Genomic DNA, 17,920 nt, shown 5'->3' with positions numbered 1-17,920 from the left:
TATATCATCACCGTTTTACCGGTGTTGATACCTGCATAGTCTGTACCTGCATCACAGGTTACTGTGTCATTTTTATTCAACAACTCTGTCTATAGTTCCTGCAGCATCTCCCACAAGGGCTGCGATCACAACAAACTGTTTATCTGAAGCTGCATCCTTCTTGGTCGTAAGGGTGATCAGGAAATTGTATGGACTTACCTCTCCAAAGCTTTCCCGCAGGTTCATCCCCATGACACGGGTTCCATACAGATCATCTATAAACTGCTGGCATCCACTCTGATAGGTAAAGTCATAGGTTCTGATCAGACTGGTATCCTCTCTTTCATAGGCCGCAAAGATCTCATAGGTCAGAAGATTGCCATCGATATAAATATAGGCATATTCATGCTTTTCAAAAAAATCCGGATCCGCAAAATCGTATAATCCTGCAAAGGGTGCAGCTTCGCTGTCTCCCCTTCCATGAATAACTGTGTTGAAATCACACATATTTTTCAGATTGGCAAGCTCTGTATACAGAGCGCCTGCAGCATTATCCCTGCCATAGGCATCTCTTATTTCATAATAATCATCTGCCTCTTCGCTCTGCAGGATGGGATCATCGATCCCGGTTCCCGGTATATAGAGCCAGCCGAAAATATCTGGATTTTCTGCCTGAAGTGCTGTGAAATCAATCTGGGAATCGGAAGCGCTTTCACCTGCGATCCCTGTCTGCTTCTGATCTTCTGCAGACTGTCCCACATTCTCTGTCATTTCCGTTTCTTCTGTTTCTGCTGTATTCCGGTCTTTGCCGGCACATCCGGTCAGCAGGCTGCTGACCAGTATTATCCCGGCAAGTCCCAGCGTCAAAAATTTTCTTTTCATTCTGCTTCCTTCTTTATGTATAGTGCTTTTACTGCTCCACCGGCTCATAAAAGATATTCAGGATCATTTCATAAAGAGCATCCTCATCCGGATAGAACTCTTCAAATTCATCTCCCATGACAGTTTCTCCCTGCATCATGTAAAAGCTGTTTTCATCAAAGCTGTAATCCACAAGGATCGGCGCAAGGTATGCCACCTCGTCTGCGGAAATATCCGTTACCATCTGCGGCACCACCGCCTGGTACAGATCAAGGGCTACGGTGATATCCTTCTTTGCTGCCGACCTGGCTGCCTGTACATAGGCGTTCAGGTACTGCTTCTGTCTGGCAAGCCGCATATCTGCCGAGCCAAACACATTCACATCCCTGGCCTTCACATACCAGAAGGCGGCTTCTCCCATCAGATGCACCTTTGCATCCTTTTTCAGGGAGCTGTCATACTTCGTCAGATCATCAAGTACTGTCACATCCACACCCCCTACCGCATCATTTATGGTCGGGATCGCACTCATGTTGATGGCGGCATAGCCATGGATCGGCAGTCCGTAAAACAGTCTGCTGACTGCTTTTTTCTGATACTCGCAGCTTTCCTCTACACCATTTCCAAAGCCGTGCTGGACAGCGATCTGTGCTTTCTGAGTCGTCACATAGGCGCCGCTGTCATTATATATATCCACATCTGCCATGGTGTTCCGGTTGATGCCGACGATCTTAAGCGTCTTATCATGGGGATTCATCACTGCCAGGAACAGGGCATCTGCCTGGCCGCCCTTTGTCCCTTCTTCTACTTCCTTCACATCACTCTTCTTATCAATTCCCATAAACAGGAAGGTCCTGATATCTTCGTTGTAGGCATAAATGCTGCCATTATACTTCACCCAGCCCTCCTGCCACTTTGTTTCTTCCTCTTCCGTCAGTGTCTCCGATGCACGGACAAGGTTCAGATCCGGCGCAGCTTCCTCTGCCTTGCTGGTAAGGCTTTTTTTACCAACTGCGCGGACGATCTGGAAGGCTGCCACGATCAGGGCTGCCACCGCTATCAGTTCAATTACAATTGTGAGCGCCAGTTTTTTCTTTCTCTTTTTCTTTTTTGCTGCCACGTATTCAGGATCCAGAAGATATTCCTTTTCCTGATTGATCCGAAGATCCCGTTTTTCCTTTTTAGTCATGTCTTTGCTGTCCTCTTATTCTATTGGGTGCCACTCCACTGATCTACTGCACCTGTATCGTGATCGGCACCGCTGCTGATCTGTTGCCATCCGAATCCTCTGTCTGGACTGTCACTTCATAAGTACCCGGTTTATTCACATCATATTTACTGACCTTCAGGTTCCTGAACAGGGTTTCATAGCTGTCCTTGTCATCCCTCAGGGTACCGATCAGATTCACCCATGCCGGTGTAGAACCAGCCGCTACCTTCACAGAATTCTGCTTCAGGCTGAGTACCGGTGCTGCATCATTTGTTTTTGGTGCTTCCGCGGGCTTCTGCTCTTCCACTGCCTCCTGTTCCGGCTCTGGCTTCGGTGTATTCTCCGGTGTTCTGGTCGGTCTTGGCGAAGCTGCAAGTGACGGACTTTCTGAAGGCTCCGCATCCTCTTGCTGTTCCTCATTCTCTGCATTTTCAGAATTGTCTGTTTCATTTTCCTGATCAGCTGCAGCATCTGTAGATTCAACCGTCAGGCTGCTTTCCGATGCAAAGGCTGCATCATAGCCTGCCTGCGTCAGCTGGTCTGCCAGCTCTTCGTTTTCTCCCTCCAGGGAAGCAGGGAATACCTTGGAGCACTTGGCGACATTGCCGGCTCTGTCACTGACTGCGAAGAATACAACTGCTGTATTTTCTGCCGGATCCGTTACGATCTTTTCCACAACGATCCGGTCTGTGATATCACCATCTGCATTGTCCCTGGCTGTGATCCCCTCCTTCAGCTTTTCCTCATCCATCCCTGTCCGGTAAACAACCTCCGCTGCCTGGAAATCAAATACCGGCTTTGTTTTATCCTGTCCTGCAGAAAGGATGATGCAGACAACAGCCAGTGCTATATTCAACACTACAAGAATTATTCCGATCACTTTGCTCTGTTTCATACTCTGTCTTCCTAAATGTCCTCAATGAATTCAATGTCTTCTGGATCTGTACCTGCCTCTGATATTTTCTGATCAGCGCTTCCCTTTTCAGGATCCTCTACCATATCATCCCGGAACTGACGCACCTCATTCTCCAAAGAGCTCTTCTCCTGTCTGGAAGCCGTTTCAGATCCGTAGTTTCCATAATATTTTCCGTAGTATTTGCCATAATATTTTCCGTAATGGCCATAATAGCCCTTCCCGTTCATGTCCACCTTATTCAGGACTACACCAAGGATACGGCTTCCAGTCTTATCGAGCTGTTCCTTGACCTTCTGGGCAAAGCGGTAGCTGATGGCATTGCTCTCGATGACAAGCACTGTACCATCACAGCTCTTTGCAGCAACAGCCGCATCAATGACACTGCCAAGCGGGGGTGTATCCACGATCACATAGTCAAAGGAGCTTCGAAGGACATTCAGGATAGAGCGGAACTTTTCTCCTCCGAGAAGCTCACTGGGATTTGGCGGTACCGGTCCGGAAAAGGTGACATATAGATTTGGAACATTTGTCTCACACATAACCTCCAGATAGTTGGCCTTTCCGATCAGGCAATGTGTCAGTCCCTTCCGGACAGCACCTGTCTTATACCGGCCGACAAGGACACTTTTTCTCATATCCGCGTCGATCAGCATGGTCTTGCTTCCTGCCTCTGCAAAGGCTCTCGCCATTTCCATTGCCACACTGGATTTTCCTTCATTCGGAGTGCAGCTCGTAACTGCGATCACCTTCACATCCCCGCCACAGAATTCAATATTGGACCTGAGTGTCTTAAAGGCCTCCCGGATCCGGTAATCATTATTCTTTTTCTCAAACTGTAGTTTTACATTCTGCATGTTTTTTCACCTTGTCATATGGTAATTTTCGGCTTCACTGCTCCTGCCCTGTGTCAGTGCTTTCTATGTTTTTTCTTCTTATTCTCTGTTTCCTCTACTGCGACCGGGATCAGTGCCAGTGTGCTGAGTCCCAGATATTTCTCCACATCATCACTGGTCTTGATCGTATCATCCATAAGATACTGTGTGATCACAATGGCACTGACGAGAAGTACACCGATGATCCCTCCGATCAGGCTCCATTTCACTACGCTCGGTCCTGCCTTTTCAGTAGGCATGTTTGCTGTCTCCACCACATTTACCGCCTCTATATCCATTACGTTCTGGATATGGCTACTTGCAGCCTCCCGGATGGCATTGGCGATATTCATAGCCATTACAGGGTCTGAATCCTCTACCGTGATCGAAACGATACGGGTATCAGTCGGCGTAGATACACTGACCTTTTTCAGCAGCACATCATAATCCATATCAAGTGCCAGCTCCTGGATCACCTCCTCCAGGACATACCGGCTGTTGATCAGCTCCGCATAGTCCTTGGTCAGCTGGCTGCCAAGCTGTACATCACTGTAGGTCACTGTAGATTCACTTGTCTTATTCAGGATATAGATTTTGGTGGTGGATTCATAAGTCGGAACCAGTACGAATTTGCTGAAGGCAAAGCAGGCAAGTGCGCAGAAAAGCCCGGCACTTATGATCAGCCAGATCCTGCCAAGAAGTATCTGGAAAACCTCCAGCAGATCGATCTCTATCATGTCATCATCATTTCTGCCCGCCACAGAGGTATTTGTTTGCATTTGTTGTTCCATAGTTTTCTTTATCTCCTGTATATTCTGCCTGTTATCTACTTTTCCTTCGTCAGGTCTCTCTTTGTCCGGAAGCTTATATATATTCATTCTGGACGAGCTTCATTGGATTCTCATAAAGCAGCTCCCGTGTGTAATCTTCTCCAAACTTTTTAGCCAAAAATCTGGCACACTCGCTAAGCTCCGGAGCTCTGTTTTTCGTATCATGGGCATCCGTTGCCACAAAATGAACCGCTTTTCTTTTCAGCAGACCTCTGGTAAACATTTTGGTCTGCAGACCATAGCGTCCCATAATGCTGCCTGCATTTACCTGTATGTAAGCTCCCATGCCGGTCAGCTCCTCAGCCCGGTCAGCTTTGCCGGTCATGCAGCGGTATCTCTCCACATGTGCCAGAACAGGCCGGAAGCCCTCTGCCAGGAACTGGTACAGACCATTCCTGATATATTCAAACTCATCCATGGGATTAAATTCCACAAGTACATAGCTGCTCCCCGCCATGGTACACAGCCTTCCCTCAAGTGCCTGTGAGACAGCTTCACTGTGATAGTAGATCTCGTTTCCTGGATAAAGCTGGATCTCTATCTTCTCTTCCTTCAGCTTTTCTTCTATCTCACTGATCAGCCGCCGGATCGTAGCCGGTGATGCATTATGATGCATGGGTTTATAATGGGGTGTCAGGATCATTGCCCCGATCCCGTTTTTCTCTGCGATGCGAAACATTTCCATGCTTATTTCAAAATCCCTGGCCCCATCATCAATGCCAGGCAGCAGATGGGAATGAATATCCATATATTTCATGCCGTTTCACCTCGTCATGTAAAATATGTTTGCTGTATATTTGTTCCATATATCGTAAATAATATTTTTCGTAAAATTTCTTATTTTGCGAAATGGCTGGAAAACATAGAAAAACAGGACGGTTTCCCGTCCTGCTGACCATTATTCTGACGTGTTATAGGATAAAGGCGGATACTGCATATCTTCCGGTGGCTTTGCTGTAAAAAGATTCATTAACTGCTTTTTTCGCTGCATGGTAGAGTGGACATACAGATTCATGGTGATCTGGACATTGCTGTGTCCCAGGATTTCACTGAGACTTTTGACATCGAATCCCATATCGATGCATCTGGTGGCAAAGGCATGTCTGAGCATATGAAAATGAAAATCCTCGCTCTGGCATTGCTTAAGGATCTTTGAGAAACGGTACTGCACAGTCCTTGGCTCTGCAAAGGGTTTCTTTTTTCCGCGGATCACATAACAGGGATCCGGCTGCCTGTATTGCTTCAGGAAAGGAAGCAGTACAGGCGGCAGGGGAATGTTCCGGAGGGAGGTCAGGGATTTGGGCTCCTGCAGGACGATCTCTGTTTTTCCAGCTTCGATTTTTCCTGATGTCCGCTGCATGCTTCTTTTGATAGAAAGAACGCTTTCCTCAAGGTCAATGCATTCCCATGTGAGGGCACAGAGCTCCCCCAGTCTTATACCCGTATGAAAAGCGATCAGAATCCCAAGGCAGGTATCGTCTTCCGCATGTGTGATCAGGTAATCCTCCAGCCTGTGGAGACTGTTTTCCCCTGGAAGCTGGAGCTGCTTTTTCTTTTCTGTTGATATTGGATTTTCAGGCAGTATCATATGATAACCATATTTTTTCCTGGCATAGGACAAAATGGTCAGCAGAAGTGCACAAATGCTTCTGCTGTAGGTAAGAGACAGAGAATATCCTTTTTCGGCTGAACGGAGACCTGCTGCGAAGCGTTCCATTTCCCTCTGTGTAAATCTGGTCACTTTGATATTGCCTGTCTGTGGGATAATATGTGTTTCAATGATATTTCTGTAGGCTGCTATGGTGGATACCTTCAGATAGGGATCCCTGTCAGTCAGCCAGATTTCTGCTGCAGCCTTTATCTCAAGATCTTCGTAATTGTTCAGTATCCTTAACAGCTCCCGTTCCTGCTCCATTTTCTGTTTTGTTTCCTGATAGGTCTTTCCGTAGACGGAATGGTATTTTTTTTGATGGGAAGGATGCTCATAGGGAATCCTCCCCTCCCATCTTCCATCCTTTCGTTTGTAGATATTGGTACCTCTTCTGGGCATTTGGTAACTCCTTTCCTGCTGACCATAAAAATGACGGTTCATAAAAAATTAGTATTGGATAATGCCCTTGAAATCGGTGTTTTTCAAGCTCTGCCAGTTATGTATTGCTAAAAAAACAATTAAAGTTCATATTGAAACATTGATTTTATGCAAAATATATTGTATATTAACCTTTGTATCAATAGAAAGCATTTTCCGTATCGTAAAATATTCCCGCTTTGATCTTCGCAAAATAAGAAATTCCATGAAACAATTTTGAATGTGATCTTCGCAAAATAAGAAATTATACGAAATTCACTTCGCATAGTCTGTATTTGTCTTATTCTGTAGAATCTGTCATTCAGTTTATCATTATTTGCTTTTTCATTCAATCCAAAGCTTGCTTCTCTGGATCTTTTTTTCCAGATACAAAAAGGCCATCACAGTATCACGCCTCCGTGCACTGCAACAGCCTTTTTGTCTATCCTGTCTTAACCTTCTACAATCAGGTACCTTCCATCTCCTACATCAAATACTTCTTCCGCCTTCAGGATATCGTCTCCCTTCATGCCCTCCGTATCAATTCCTTCTTCTTCAAAAAATTCCCATACCTCCTTCAGAGAATCAACAACAACGGCAAAGCAGTCCTGCAGAAAGGCTTCTGCTTCCTCCGGTGTCTCTGCCACATTCTCCGGGAACAGCTGGCGCTGCTTTTTTAAAAAGCACCGTACTACTACATCATCAAACTCATCCATATCAGTTCTCCTTTGGTCTGTTTATATTTCATGATACAACCGTCCGACAGGAAGTCCTACTACATTACTGTAGTCGCCGTTTATACCCTGGATATAAGCGGCGAAGCTTCCCTGTATGCCATAGGCGCCCGCCTTATCAAGCGGCTCTCCCGTCTTCACATAAGCAGTGATTTCTTCCTCACTCATGGGATATACCAGTACATCTGTCTTTTCGAAAAACTGCTTTTTCTGTATACTGCATGTATTTGTTCCTTCCTCAAAAGGCTGCAGGCCACCCTGCCTAAGGATCGTCACGCCGGTATAAACCTGATGGGATCTCCCCTGAAGAAGCTTTATCATCCGGAACGCTTCCGTCTCATCAGCCGGCTTTCCAAGAATCCTGTCGTCTACAGCAACTACTGTATCTGCGCCGATCAGTATACTCTCCTTCTTCTCTTCCTCTGTCAGCTCATCCCATACGGCCAGTGTCTTCCGCTCTGACAGAATGCAGACAAGCTTCTCCGGTTTCGTTTCCTCTGTATGTTCATCAGCCTCACTTACCCTTACCGTAAAGGAAAGGCCGATCTGGGAAAGCAGTTCCTTTCTCCTTGGGGAACCGCTTGCCAGTATGATCTTCTTATTATTCATGATGCATCTCCGGGATAAATACTCTGTGATTTACGGCTTCTTCCGAAACCCTTGCTGCCTCCACTGCTTCCCTGCAGAAGGTCTGCTGGGAATTGATCAGCTCCTTGCCTCTCTTATCAACCTTTTCATAGATTCCCTCGGCCGTCAGGATGCTTGCCTTGACAGTATCCTTAAGCTGAGTGGTCAGGATGTGCATCAGCTTTTCACGAAGTACCGGTTCCTCCACCGGGAACATGATCTCCACACGTCTTTCCAGGTTTCTTGGCATCCAATCAGCACTGGCACAGTAAAATTCCTCTCTTCCGTCATTGGCAAAATAAAAGATACGGCTGTGCTCCAGGAAATTTCCTACAATGGAACGCACTGTAATATTTCTTCCGATTCCTGGAAGCCCCGTTTTCAGACAGCAGATACCTCTGATGATCAGCTCGATCTTCACTCCTGCCGCACCAGCTTCATATAAGGCTTCAATAATATCCTTATCACAAAGGCTGTTTACCTTTGCTATGATATGTCCCTCCCTGCCGGCCTCTGCATTTTTCTTTTCCCTGTTGATCAGATACAGGAACTTATCCTTCAGCCACAGAGGCGCTACAGAAAGCTTATTCCAGCCAAGAGGCTCCGAGTAACCGGACAGCATATTGAATACCGCTGTGGCATCCTCACCGATCGGTTCTGCACATGTCAGAAGTCCAACATCAGTATAAAGCTTTGCTGTGGCATCATTATAGTTTCCGGTTCCAAGATGTACATATCTGCGGATACCGTCTTCCTCCTGACGTACTACCAGAGTGATCTTGCTGTGTGTCTTCAGTCCCACCAGTCCGTAAATAACGTGGCAGCCTGCTTTCTCCAGCATCTTCGCCCATACGATATTATTTTCCTCATCAAATCTGGCTTTTAATTCTACCAGTACAGTAACCTGTTTTCCATTCTCGGCAGCCTGTGCAAGTGCTGCAATAATCGGGGAATTACCGCTGACACGGTACAGTGTCTGCTTGATCGCCAGCACATCCTTATCCCTTGCTGCCTGCCTGATAAAATCCACCACCGGGGTAAAGGTCTCATAGGGATGGTGCAGCAGGATATCTCCCTTGCTGATCTCTTCAAAAATATTACAGTCTGCCGGAAGCTGCGGTACAGGCTGTGGCTTTGCATAGCCCTGCTCCTTCAGAGCATCAAAGCCCGGCAGCCCATACATCTTCATAAGGAAGGTCAGATCAAGCGGTCCATCGATCCGGTAAATATCTCCATCCCCGATAGACAGCTCTGCCTTGATGATGGCAAGCAGTCTCTTATCGATCTCATCCTCCACTTCGAGTCTGATCGCCTGTCCCCACTGTCTCTTCTTTAACTGCTTCTCAATCTCCTTCAGGAGATCCTCTGCCTCATCCTCATCCAGGGAAAAATCAGCATTTCTCATGATACGGAAGGGATAAGAGCATACGATATCATAATTCAGGAACAGCTTCTGGATATTCCGTTCAATGACTTCTTCCAGAAGGATCACTGTCTTTTCTTTTCCCTCTTCCTCTGGAAGGACTACAATCCTCTGCAGGACGCTTGGCACCTGAACAGTAGCAAATTCCAGCTCTCCTTCCCCATTTTTCTTCTTCACAAGGGCACCGATATTCAGTGACTTGTTTCTGATCAGTGGAAATGGCCTTGAGCTGTCTACCGCCATAGGTGTCAGGACCGGGTACACATTTTCTTCGAAGAAACGGTCCACAAATTTTCCTTCTTCCTCCGTAAGCTCTTCATGGCGTCTGATCACCCTGAGCCCATTCTCCAGAAGAAGAGGGAGCAGTGTCTTATTGTAAATACTATACTGTTCCTTTACCAGACTGTGTGTCGCCACATTGAGTGCCTCCAGCTGCTGAAGCGGTGTCATACCGGCGATATCCTTCTTCTCATAGCCTGCATTCACCATATCCTTCAGGGAAGCCACCCTTACCATGAAAAACTCATCCAGATTAGACGCTGTGATACTAAGAAACTTAAGCCTCTCAAACAGCGGATTCTGTTTATCCCTCGCTTCACCCAGAACTCTCTTATCAAAAAGCACCCAGGAAAGCTCCCTGTTTATGTAATTAGAAGGATCCTTATAGCTGCTTTCACCTTTTGTCTCATTCATCCCTGTTACTTCCTTTCTGTCAAAAACTCTCATCCATTGACCGTACGCTTCTGCTTTATGACAGGCCGCACATTATATACCTCCTGGAAGAACCCTGCCCTGGCATCAAACAGCCCCTTTTCCAGTGTAATATCCTCATTCGTATCTACTGTGATAATAAGCTGGTCATCCTTCAATGTAGTACGTACATCCTTGAATTTCTGTTTATGGCTCCTGTCAAGTCCGTTTGCAAGCCGCAGGATAGCTGTCAGTTTGGCAACTACAAGATAAGCCTCTCTGTCAATCGTACTGTACCTTGCCATCTCCTCATAATAATCAAATTCCAGATGATTAAATTTAACTACATTGGCCACGATCTCCCTTTCCTTATGGGACAGACCAATGATCTCTGTTGCCATGATGATACTGTATGAGCACTCCCCGAGGTTTACCATGCTGATATACTTGCCGCAGTCATGCAAAATCGTTGACAGCTGCAGAAGAAGTCTCTCCCGTCTGCCAAGGCCGTGGATCTTCCGTGTGTGGTCAAATATATGCAGTGCGATCTGCTCCAGTGTGGCACTCCTTTTGCTGCTGCCACGATAACGTTTACTGATATTCTGCGCACAGGCTATGATATCCTGTTCAAAATCATGGGAGGCTGCTACTATTTTATTCTTCTCTGCATATTCATATGCGATACCGTCACAAAGAGTCACCCCGGGTGCCCAGATCAGTTCCGCTCCCATGATCTCCATGATCCGTTTTAACAGCATCAGGGAAATATGGAGCATTGGCATATTCTCTTCCGGAACATCCCATTTCTTTGCCAGCTCTCCTGTACGCTGCGAATGATAGGCTTTTTCAAACTTTTCAAACAGCTCTCTGCCTGCATAGCCTGTCATTTCATGCTCCAGGCTTTTTTTGCGGAGCAGCATGGAAACATAATCATCTACGATGATGATATTCCTGATCTCCCTGTCCTTCAGGTACAGCTTCTTATAGGTCAGCATCTGGGAATCTACAAGCTCTGTGATCAGGTCATCAGACTGCTTCGCCCCTGCATTCATATGGCGGAGTCTTTCCTGCAGACGTAAAACTCCGAGCTTCATATTCTGGGTAGAAACAAGCTTGTCCTTATCAAACAGGGAGATCTGTATACTGCCGCCTCCGATATCCACAATTGCTGTCGGATTTTCAATGATCTTCAAAAAGCCCTCTCCCTGGAAGGCAATGGACTTATAATCCAGGAAGCGCTGTTCAGAATTGCTCAGCACCTGGATATGGATACCTGTCCTGACCTCGATCTGATTTAACAGGATTATAGTGTTCTCAGTCTCCCTTATGGCACTGGTACCGTAGGCAGCATAATCACTGACACGGTATGTCTTCATGATATCAGAAAAGGCCAGCAGAGCCTCACACAGCTCTTCTACTCTCTCATAGGAAAGCTTGCCTGTGGTGTAGCTCTCTGTTCCCATGTTGATCTCCCGCCTGATATGGTCGATCTCCTTCATCCCTCTCCTTGAAACCTCAAAGATCTTCATGGAAAGCTCGAAGGATCCTACATCAATTGCCGCAAATGTTCTGACTGCCATTTTATATTCCTCGCTTACTGACTTTTCTTGTTTTATCCGGTGTCCTTTAATAATTGCCAAGGATCTTCATGTTCCTTGCTTCATCCCGAAGTCCTCTCAGTGCATTCTTTACCGCACTGTCAGACAGGTTTCCGTCAAAATCGATAAAGAAACGGTACTCCCAGTTCCGATCCTCGATCGGCCTGCTTTCGATCCGGTTCATATTCAGGTTATTATAAATGAAATGTGACAGCATATGATACAGGGAACCACTTTCATGGGCTACCTCAAAGCAGATGCTGACCTTTCTGGCATTCTTCAGGAATATCTTCTGATTGGTCACGATAATAAAACGGGTGGAATTGGTGCTGGACTGGTTCACACCCTTCTCAAGGATCTCAAGTCCGTACAGCTTTGCTGCATATTCACTTGCAATGGCTGCCTGTGTCCTATCCTTCTCCTCTGCTACCTTTCTTGCAGCAAAAGCATTATTCTGCATGCTGATCTGCTGCCAGGGATGTGTATTCAGATATCTGGCTGACTGCATCAGGGACTGTGGATGGGAATATACCGTCTTAATATCTGACAGCTTTGTTCCTGGCAGTGCCATCAGACAGTGTTCGATCTTAATGATCTGTTCCCCTACAATATAGTTTTCAAATTCTACCAGAAGATCATAAATCTCACTGACAATCCCGGCTGTTGAATTTTCAATCGGAAGTACTGCATAATCTGCGCTGCCCTCGTCAATGGCGATCATGGCATCCCGGAAGGTATCTACATGAAAGCTGTCAATCCTGTCCCCGAAATACTGATGCATGGCCGCCTGGGAATAGGCTCCCTCTGCTCCCTGGAAAACCACTCTTGCCTTCTCTGTTTCAAGCTGGTCAACCTGAATAAAAGGAAGCTTATTCAGACTTCCTCTCTCAGACAAAAGCTGATATTGCAGTTTACGGCTCATGGACATGATCTGTTCAAAGAGCTCTTCAATCCCATGACTGTTGAAATCGTTATGGGTGAGCGACTTCACCTTTCTGATCTTTTCTTCTTCTCTTGCTTTATCAAATACCTGTTTGCCATTCTCAATCTTGTACTCTGCAACCTGTCTGGAAATATCCATCCTTTTTTCGTAGAGATCCACAATGCTGCTGTCTATTTCATCGATCTGCCCCCGCAGTTCTGTCAAGTCCATATTCTTCCGTTCCTTTCGCATAAAATCTTTATTAATTTTATACCAAACGAATAGGGATAGCAAGCAATTGCCTCTATTTTACCTGTTCTTTACTTTGCGGAAGCGCAGCAGGCATCTGCCCCACATTTTCATTGCAGTCCCTGCCTGTTTTCAGTATAATAAAGAAAACTATTTTACTTTTATCCAGGGAGAAAACACCATGAAAAAAAATGGAAAATATATCATTTTTGCTGTGATTATCGTTCTGTTACTTATTACCGCAGGCTTTCTTTCCACACTCAAAGGAAGAGTTCCGGACAATGATATTTCCGTTACAGGCAACACCGCCGGAAATCTGAACCAGCATGGTCTGTTCTGTGAATCTGATGGCAAGGTGTACTTTGCCAATGCCTATGACAACTACGCACTCTACTCCATGAATCCTGACGAAACAGAGTTTACACGTCTTGGAAATGGCAGTGTTTCTTCGATCAATGCTGCAGGTGATTACCTGTACTACTTTATGGATACCAGTAAGGCCGGTGAGGGCTTTGGTTATGTCCTTCGTACTTATGGTGTCTTCCGTACAAAGAAAAATGGCAATAACACCGTATGTCTTGTCAGAGACGGTGCCGTTACCATGCAGCTGTGCGGAAACTATCTGTATTATCAGAGATATAATAACAAAGACTTTACGAAATTTTATAAGCTGAAAACAGACAAATCAGAGAACCTGCTTATCTCTGACGACATCATCAATCCTGCTTCCTGCGATAATGGCATTATCTACTACAATGGACAGGATAAGGATCATTACCTGTATGCCTTAGATACCCGGACAGATACCTCTTCAGTCATCTATGAAGGAGATCTCTGGTTCCCGGTTTATAAAGACGGTTATGTTTACTATATGGATGTTGGAAATAATTATCAGCTCTGCAGATATTCCCTTTATGATCAGAGTGTGGAGGTTCTGACAACAGATCGTGTGGATTTCTTTAATGTAGGAAATACCTATATCTATTATCAGAAGGTAGACAGCGCATCACCTGCTCTTATGCGGATGCGCTTTGACGGAAGTGAGCAGGAGGTTGTTGCAGAAGGCAACTACAGCAATATCAATATCACTTCCCAGTATGTTTACTTTAATGAGTTCAATACAGAGGTTCCGGTTTACCACACACCAGAAAGCGGCCCTGTTTCTGTAAGCACCTTTGACGGTGCAAGAAACGCTGCCATTACATCTGTTTCCTGACGACCAGGTATTCGTTTCCCGGCTGATAGTAGGGGCAGTCCCTGAATTCATCAGCCAGGAACCTGGCCATTTCATCCTCATCAAGATCCTGCTCACAGGTATAGCACTCATAGTCATCATCATAGGTATAAAAGTTACATTCCTCGCAGATTCCTGCGGGGGATTTTTTATTTCCGGTCATTCTTATCTCCTTCCAGTTCCAGCTTCATCTGCCGGATCGTCTTCTGAAGCAGTGGATGCACATAGCCCGGGTTCAGTTCATCCATGGGATCCAGTACAAAGCTCCTGTTCTGCATATCCGGATGAGGCACGGTCAGTTCCTTTGTCTCTGAAACGAAATCCTCATAAAAAAGAATATCCAGATCCAGTGTTCTTGGTCCCCAGTGGATCTTCCGCTCTCTTCCGGCTTCCAGCTCGATCTTCTGCAGGAGATGCAAAAGCTCCAGCGGCTCATACAGCGTATCAAGTTCCAGTACGCCATTGATAAATGCATCCTGCTCTACTCCCCCGTAAGGCTCTGTTTCAATGAGCGTGGAACAGCGAAGATGTCTTATTTTCTGATCTGCCTTCAGCTTTTCCACTGCCTCCAGAATATAGTTCCTCTTATCTCCCATATTGGAGCCGACAGCCACATAGGCACGTTTAAAACCACGCTCTATCCTGACTGACACAGATTCAAAGGGAAGCCCGATCGGTGCAGAAGGCTTCCGGATTTCCAGGATCACTCTGTCTATTTTATCAAATGTCGTAAGGATCTCTCTGACACAGCCCTCTGCCACTGCCTCTAAGAGCTGGAACCGGTGTTCCCTAAGGAAATGAGAGATCAGTCTTGCGATATCTCCATAGCTTGTGGAATCAGCAAGGGCATCACTTTTTCCAGCCCTTTTCAGATCAGAAAAAAGAACAGCATTCACGAAAAATGACTGTCCGTTTCTCTTCTCATGCTCATATACACCATGTCCGGCGTAAACCTCCAGATTGTCAATCCTGATCTCATCCATTCCTGATCGCCTCTGCCATTTTAATGGCTCTCACATTCTCTTTGATATCATGTACTCTCACAAAGGCACACCCCTTCATTACCGCAAATACGGTTGTCACAAGGGTTCCCTCTACTCTCTCTTCTACCGGTAGGGAAAGGGTCAATCCGATCACTGATTTTCTGCTTGTTCCAAGCAGTATCGGGTAACCAAATACCTTCAGCTCCTCCAGACGGTTGATGATCTCCAGATTATTTTCATAGGTCTTGCCAAAACCAACGCCCGGATCCAGGATAATGCCGTCTTCCCGGATGCCTGCCTTTCTGGCAAGAAACAGGGTATCAGAAAGATCTGCTGCCACATCCTCCATAAAGTTATGGTAATCGGTATTGTCCCTGTTGTGCATCAGGCAGCAGGGCAGTCCTGCTTCTGCAATCACGCCCGCCATCGTATCGTCATATTTCAGTCCCCAGATATCATTGATCAGGTCAGTACCTGCCTGTATTCCGGCCTTTGCTACAGCCCCCTTGCAGGTATCCAGGGAAATGGGGATATCAAAGCGTTTCTTCACCGCCTCGATCACCGGGATAACCCGGTCTGTTTCTTCCTGCACACTGAGCACAGTGTAGCCCGGTCTTGTGGACTCACCGCCAATATCCAGAATATCCATGCCTTCTGCGATCATCTCCTCTACATGGAACAGTGCCCTGTCCATGTCGTTGAACTTACCGCCATCTGAAAAAGAATCCGGTGTCACATTCAGGATCCCCATCACATACGTATGATTGTTTACATCAAATTCCCTGTTTCCTATTTTCATGATTTCCCCCGTTTTTTCTGTTTCTTTCTGTTTTACTGTGCCAGCAGATGGAAAAAGGTATCCTGCAGCTCTCTATTATCCTTGAAAACGCCCCGTGATACCAGTGTCACGGTCTGGCTGCCAGGCTTTTTCACCCCACGCATAGTCATGCACATATGTTCAGCACTGAGCTGCACCATGACTCCCCTCGGCTTTACATATTCCATAATGGCATCAGCGATCTCAGCTGTCAGCTTTTCCTGGATCTGCAGTCTTCTTGCATAAACCTCTACAGTTCTTGCCAGCTTGCTGATCCCTACCACTTTTCCATCCGGAATATAGGCAATATGTGCCTTTCCATAAAAGGGCATCAGATGATGCTCACAGATGGAGTAAAAGGTGATATCCTTTTCCAGGATCATCTCATTATTTTCTGCATGAAAGGCTTTAGACAGCTGCTCCCCGGGATCCTCCTCCATGCCCTGACAAAGCTCCTCATACATTCTCGCTACCCTGTCTGGGGTATCGATCAATCCCTCACGCAGGGGATCCTCTCCGATTCCTTCTAACAGTAATGTAATTCCCTCTCTGACTTTATCCTTATCAACCATGTTTTACCGCCTGGCCTTTCTTACCATTCCTGACTGCCGTGATCAGCTTCCCCAGATACGACAAAGATCCAAATGCCACGATCACCGTATCCTTATCTGCCATAAGATATGCAAGCTCTATCGCTTCCTCCACACTGTCCGTACAGGTCACATTCTGATGAAATCCTTTCGCCTTCAGTGCCAGCTCATAAGAAGTAAGTCCTCTGCTCCCTTCTGTTGACACTGTCAGGATCTGCTCTGCATAAGGACAGGTAACCTTCAGGATCTCCTCCTGTTCCTTATCTCTCAACATTCCTATTATATAGATAATCCTTTTATTTGTAAAATAAAAACCAATGGAATCAGCAAGCCTTGCGGCGCCATCTCTGTTATGTGCCCCGTCTACGATAAAAAGAGGCTTCTGACCGATCACTTCAAATCTTCCTGGCCAGGTTCCTTCCGCAAAGCCCTTATAAATATCTTTTTCCTTGACGGGAAATCCCTTTTCTGAAAGCTGCTGAAGGGCAAGAAGGGCTGTCAGGGCATTGTCAAGCTGATATCTGCCAGCTAATGTGATCATCAGATCCTGATACTTTCCATAAGAAAACCTCTGTCCCTTTATGGTACTCTTGATCTTTTTCAGGCTGCCAGGATCTGCTACGTCAAGCGTCACCTTCTGCTTTTCACAGGCAGCCTTCAGCACCGAAAGAACCTCTTCCTTCTGAGGTGCACTGACCGCGCTGCAGCCTGGCTTGATGATCCCGGCCTTTTCCTTTGCGATCTCCGCAAGCGTGTTTCCAAGAAACCTCATATGGTCAAGACTGATGGATGCAAATACGGCAACCAGTGTATTCTGAATAATATTGGTGGCATCCAGTCTGCCGCCCATACCGGTTTCCAGTACAACAATGTCACAGTCCTTTTCCTTAAAATAAAGAAAAGCAAGCGCTGTCTCTACTTCAAAGGGTGTAGGCTGACTGTTTCCTTCTGCCTTCAGCTCCTCACATGCTTTTTTCAGCCTTGTCATATACAGGCACAGATCCTTTTTGCTGATCGGCCGCTCCCCGATCTGGAACCGCTCTCTGTAATCAAAGATCGTTGGTGATATATATCTTCCGATCCGGTAGCCCGCCTGCTTCAGCACACTGGAAACCAGACAGAGAACAGACCCTTTTCCATTGGTTCCTGCAATATGCACGAAGGAAAGTGCATCCTGCGGATTGCCAAGCTTCTCACATAATGCCCGGATATTATCAAGTCCCGGTGCGATCCCGCCGCTCTGCAGGCTGTCAATATAGTCCATGGTTTCCTGATATGTCATCATTTTTTTCTCATCTGTCTGCATAATTTTCCTTC

Annotated in this window: 18 protein-coding genes; 1 reads left to right on the top strand and 17 read right to left on the bottom strand. The window is 46.2% G+C overall.

The genetic code is table 11. The annotated features are described in order from the left end of the window. Positions 1–72: 72 nt before the first annotated feature. The 12 genes from WJQ40_RS05320 to pheA all read right to left on the bottom strand — a co-directional run bounded on the left by WJQ40_RS05320 (position 73) and on the right by pheA (position 12,961). On the bottom strand, positions 73–861 hold the full coding sequence (locus tag WJQ40_RS05320; RefSeq protein ID WP_337538383.1) for a class B sortase: 789 nt from the start codon (positions 859–861) through the stop codon (positions 73–75). Between the two features lie 28 nt (positions 862–889). After that, positions 890–2,029, bottom strand: coding sequence for an LCP family protein (locus tag WJQ40_RS05315; RefSeq protein WP_337538381.1), 1,140 nt, complete (start codon positions 2,027–2,029; stop codon positions 890–892). A 43-nt stretch (positions 2,030–2,072) separates the two neighbouring features. Beyond that, a complete protein-coding gene (locus WJQ40_RS05310; protein ID WP_337538379.1) occupies positions 2,073–2,945 on the bottom strand; it encodes a hypothetical protein in 873 nt (290 codons plus the stop codon). Between the two features lie 11 nt (positions 2,946–2,956). Next, positions 2,957–3,820: a polysaccharide biosynthesis tyrosine autokinase gene (locus WJQ40_RS05305; protein ID WP_337405594.1), complete on the bottom strand. Its 864-nt coding sequence runs from the start codon at positions 3,818–3,820 to the stop codon at positions 2,957–2,959. Positions 3,821–3,873: 53 nt separating this feature from the next. Next, positions 3,874–4,629 (bottom strand): Wzz/FepE/Etk N-terminal domain-containing protein, encoded by a 756-nt coding sequence (locus WJQ40_RS05300; protein WP_337538376.1) that lies wholly within the window; start codon positions 4,627–4,629, stop codon positions 3,874–3,876. Positions 4,630–4,702: 73 nt separating this feature from the next. After that, entirely contained in the window at positions 4,703–5,425 is a 723-nt protein-coding gene (locus tag WJQ40_RS05295; protein ID WP_337538374.1) for a CpsB/CapC family capsule biosynthesis tyrosine phosphatase, read from the bottom strand. Between the two features lie 141 nt (positions 5,426–5,566). Beyond that, complete coding sequence (locus WJQ40_RS05290; RefSeq protein WP_337538369.1) at positions 5,567–6,718, bottom strand: site-specific integrase; 1,152 nt, start codon at positions 6,716–6,718, stop codon at positions 5,567–5,569. A gap of 470 nt (positions 6,719–7,188) precedes the next feature. Beyond that, positions 7,189–7,452 (bottom strand): glyoxalase, encoded by a 264-nt coding sequence (locus WJQ40_RS05285; RefSeq protein ID WP_262575698.1) that lies wholly within the window; start codon positions 7,450–7,452, stop codon positions 7,189–7,191. Positions 7,453–7,473: 21 nt separating this feature from the next. Then, on the bottom strand, positions 7,474–8,079 hold the full coding sequence (locus WJQ40_RS05280) for a Maf family protein (protein WP_337538365.1): 606 nt from the start codon (positions 8,077–8,079) through the stop codon (positions 7,474–7,476). After that, on the bottom strand, positions 8,072–10,213 hold the full coding sequence (locus WJQ40_RS05275) for an RNA degradosome polyphosphate kinase (RefSeq protein WP_337538362.1): 2,142 nt from the start codon (positions 10,211–10,213) through the stop codon (positions 8,072–8,074). The genes WJQ40_RS05280 and WJQ40_RS05275 overlap by 8 nt, the downstream gene beginning before the upstream one ends. Before the next feature lie 29 nt (positions 10,214–10,242). After that, on the bottom strand, positions 10,243–11,790 hold the full coding sequence (locus WJQ40_RS05270) for an exopolyphosphatase (protein ID WP_337538359.1): 1,548 nt from the start codon (positions 11,788–11,790) through the stop codon (positions 10,243–10,245). 46 nt (positions 11,791–11,836) lie between these two features. Next, the gene (pheA, locus tag WJQ40_RS05265; protein ID WP_118799156.1) at positions 11,837–12,961 is read right to left on the bottom strand and encodes a prephenate dehydratase; all 1,125 of its coding nucleotides are present in this window, start codon (positions 12,959–12,961) and stop codon (positions 11,837–11,839) included. A 199-nt stretch (positions 12,962–13,160) separates the two neighbouring features. On the opposite strand from pheA, the gene WJQ40_RS05260 reads away from it, so the two are divergent. After that, positions 13,161–14,195 carry a DUF5050 domain-containing protein gene (locus WJQ40_RS05260; RefSeq protein ID WP_337538357.1) on the top strand — a complete coding sequence of 345 codons (1,035 nt, stop codon included), beginning with the start codon at positions 13,161–13,163 and terminating at the stop codon, positions 14,193–14,195. Here WJQ40_RS05260 and WJQ40_RS05255 read toward each other — a convergent pair. From WJQ40_RS05255 to WJQ40_RS05235, 5 genes are read right to left on the bottom strand one after another with little or no spacing between them, the layout of a single operon-like run. Further along, the gene (locus tag WJQ40_RS05255) at positions 14,179–14,376 is read right to left on the bottom strand and encodes a DUF6472 family protein (protein ID WP_118799154.1); all 198 of its coding nucleotides are present in this window, start codon (positions 14,374–14,376) and stop codon (positions 14,179–14,181) included. The genes WJQ40_RS05260 and WJQ40_RS05255 overlap by 17 nt on opposite strands. Then, positions 14,363–15,196 carry a 2-amino-4-hydroxy-6-hydroxymethyldihydropteridine diphosphokinase gene (gene folK / locus WJQ40_RS05250; protein WP_337538354.1) on the bottom strand — a complete coding sequence of 278 codons (834 nt, stop codon included), beginning with the start codon at positions 15,194–15,196 and terminating at the stop codon, positions 14,363–14,365. Before folK ends, WJQ40_RS05255 begins: the two co-directional genes overlap by 14 nt. Next, the gene (gene folP / locus WJQ40_RS05245) at positions 15,189–15,995 is read right to left on the bottom strand and encodes a dihydropteroate synthase (protein WP_118799152.1); all 807 of its coding nucleotides are present in this window, start codon (positions 15,993–15,995) and stop codon (positions 15,189–15,191) included. The genes folK and folP overlap by 8 nt, the downstream gene beginning before the upstream one ends. A 32-nt stretch (positions 15,996–16,027) precedes the next feature. Beyond that, on the bottom strand, positions 16,028–16,585 hold the full coding sequence (gene folE, locus WJQ40_RS05240; RefSeq protein WP_337538352.1) for a GTP cyclohydrolase I FolE: 558 nt from the start codon (positions 16,583–16,585) through the stop codon (positions 16,028–16,030). Next, entirely contained in the window at positions 16,578–17,909 is a 1,332-nt protein-coding gene (locus WJQ40_RS05235) for a folylpolyglutamate synthase/dihydrofolate synthase family protein (RefSeq protein WP_337538350.1), read from the bottom strand. Before WJQ40_RS05235 ends, folE begins: the two co-directional genes overlap by 8 nt. Between the last annotated feature and the right edge of the window lie 11 nt (positions 17,910–17,920).

The sequence above is a fragment of the Suilimivivens sp. genome (assembly GCF_037359455.1).
GTDB lineage: Bacteria > Bacillota > Clostridia > Lachnospirales > Lachnospiraceae > Suilimivivens > Suilimivivens aceti.
This window is presented reverse-complemented; position numbering and strand designations above follow the sequence as displayed.

What these genes read in the sequence shown, in the direction of transcription:
- WJQ40_RS05320 (WP_337538383.1), bottom strand. Translation starts at nt 861, where the DNA reads ATGAAAAGAAAATTTTTGACGCTGGGACTTGCCGGGATAATACTGGTC.
- WJQ40_RS05315 (WP_337538381.1), bottom strand. Translation starts at nt 2,029, where the DNA reads ATGACTAAAAAGGAAAAACGGGATCTTCGGATCAATCAGGAAAAGGAA.
- WJQ40_RS05310 (WP_337538379.1), bottom strand. Translation starts at nt 2,945, where the DNA reads ATGAAACAGAGCAAAGTGATCGGAATAATTCTTGTAGTGTTGAATATA.
- WJQ40_RS05305 (WP_337405594.1), bottom strand. Translation starts at nt 3,820, where the DNA reads ATGCAGAATGTAAAACTACAGTTTGAGAAAAAGAATAATGATTACCGG.
- WJQ40_RS05300 (WP_337538376.1), bottom strand. Translation starts at nt 4,629, where the DNA reads ATGGAACAACAAATGCAAACAAATACCTCTGTGGCGGGCAGAAATGAT.
- WJQ40_RS05295 (WP_337538374.1), bottom strand. Translation starts at nt 5,425, where the DNA reads ATGAAATATATGGATATTCATTCCCATCTGCTGCCTGGCATTGATGAT.
- WJQ40_RS05290 (WP_337538369.1), bottom strand. Translation starts at nt 6,718, where the DNA reads ATGCCCAGAAGAGGTACCAATATCTACAAACGAAAGGATGGAAGATGG.
- WJQ40_RS05285 (WP_262575698.1), bottom strand. Translation starts at nt 7,452, where the DNA reads ATGGATGAGTTTGATGATGTAGTAGTACGGTGCTTTTTAAAAAAGCAG.
- WJQ40_RS05280 (WP_337538365.1), bottom strand. Translation starts at nt 8,079, where the DNA reads ATGAATAATAAGAAGATCATACTGGCAAGCGGTTCCCCAAGGAGAAAG.
- WJQ40_RS05275 (WP_337538362.1), bottom strand. Translation starts at nt 10,213, where the DNA reads ATGAATGAGACAAAAGGTGAAAGCAGCTATAAGGATCCTTCTAATTAC.
- WJQ40_RS05270 (WP_337538359.1), bottom strand. Translation starts at nt 11,790, where the DNA reads ATGGCAGTCAGAACATTTGCGGCAATTGATGTAGGATCCTTCGAGCTT.
- pheA (WP_118799156.1), bottom strand. Translation starts at nt 12,961, where the DNA reads ATGGACTTGACAGAACTGCGGGGGCAGATCGATGAAATAGACAGCAGC.
- WJQ40_RS05260 (WP_337538357.1), top strand. Translation starts at nt 13,161, where the DNA reads ATGAAAAAAAATGGAAAATATATCATTTTTGCTGTGATTATCGTTCTG.
- WJQ40_RS05255 (WP_118799154.1), bottom strand. Translation starts at nt 14,376, where the DNA reads ATGACCGGAAATAAAAAATCCCCCGCAGGAATCTGCGAGGAATGTAAC.
- folK (WP_337538354.1), bottom strand. Translation starts at nt 15,196, where the DNA reads ATGGATGAGATCAGGATTGACAATCTGGAGGTTTACGCCGGACATGGT.
- folP (WP_118799152.1), bottom strand. Translation starts at nt 15,995, where the DNA reads ATGAAAATAGGAAACAGGGAATTTGATGTAAACAATCATACGTATGTG.
- folE (WP_337538352.1), bottom strand. Translation starts at nt 16,585, where the DNA reads ATGGTTGATAAGGATAAAGTCAGAGAGGGAATTACATTACTGTTAGAA.
- WJQ40_RS05235 (WP_337538350.1), bottom strand. Translation starts at nt 17,909, where the DNA reads ATGCAGACAGATGAGAAAAAAATGATGACATATCAGGAAACCATGGAC.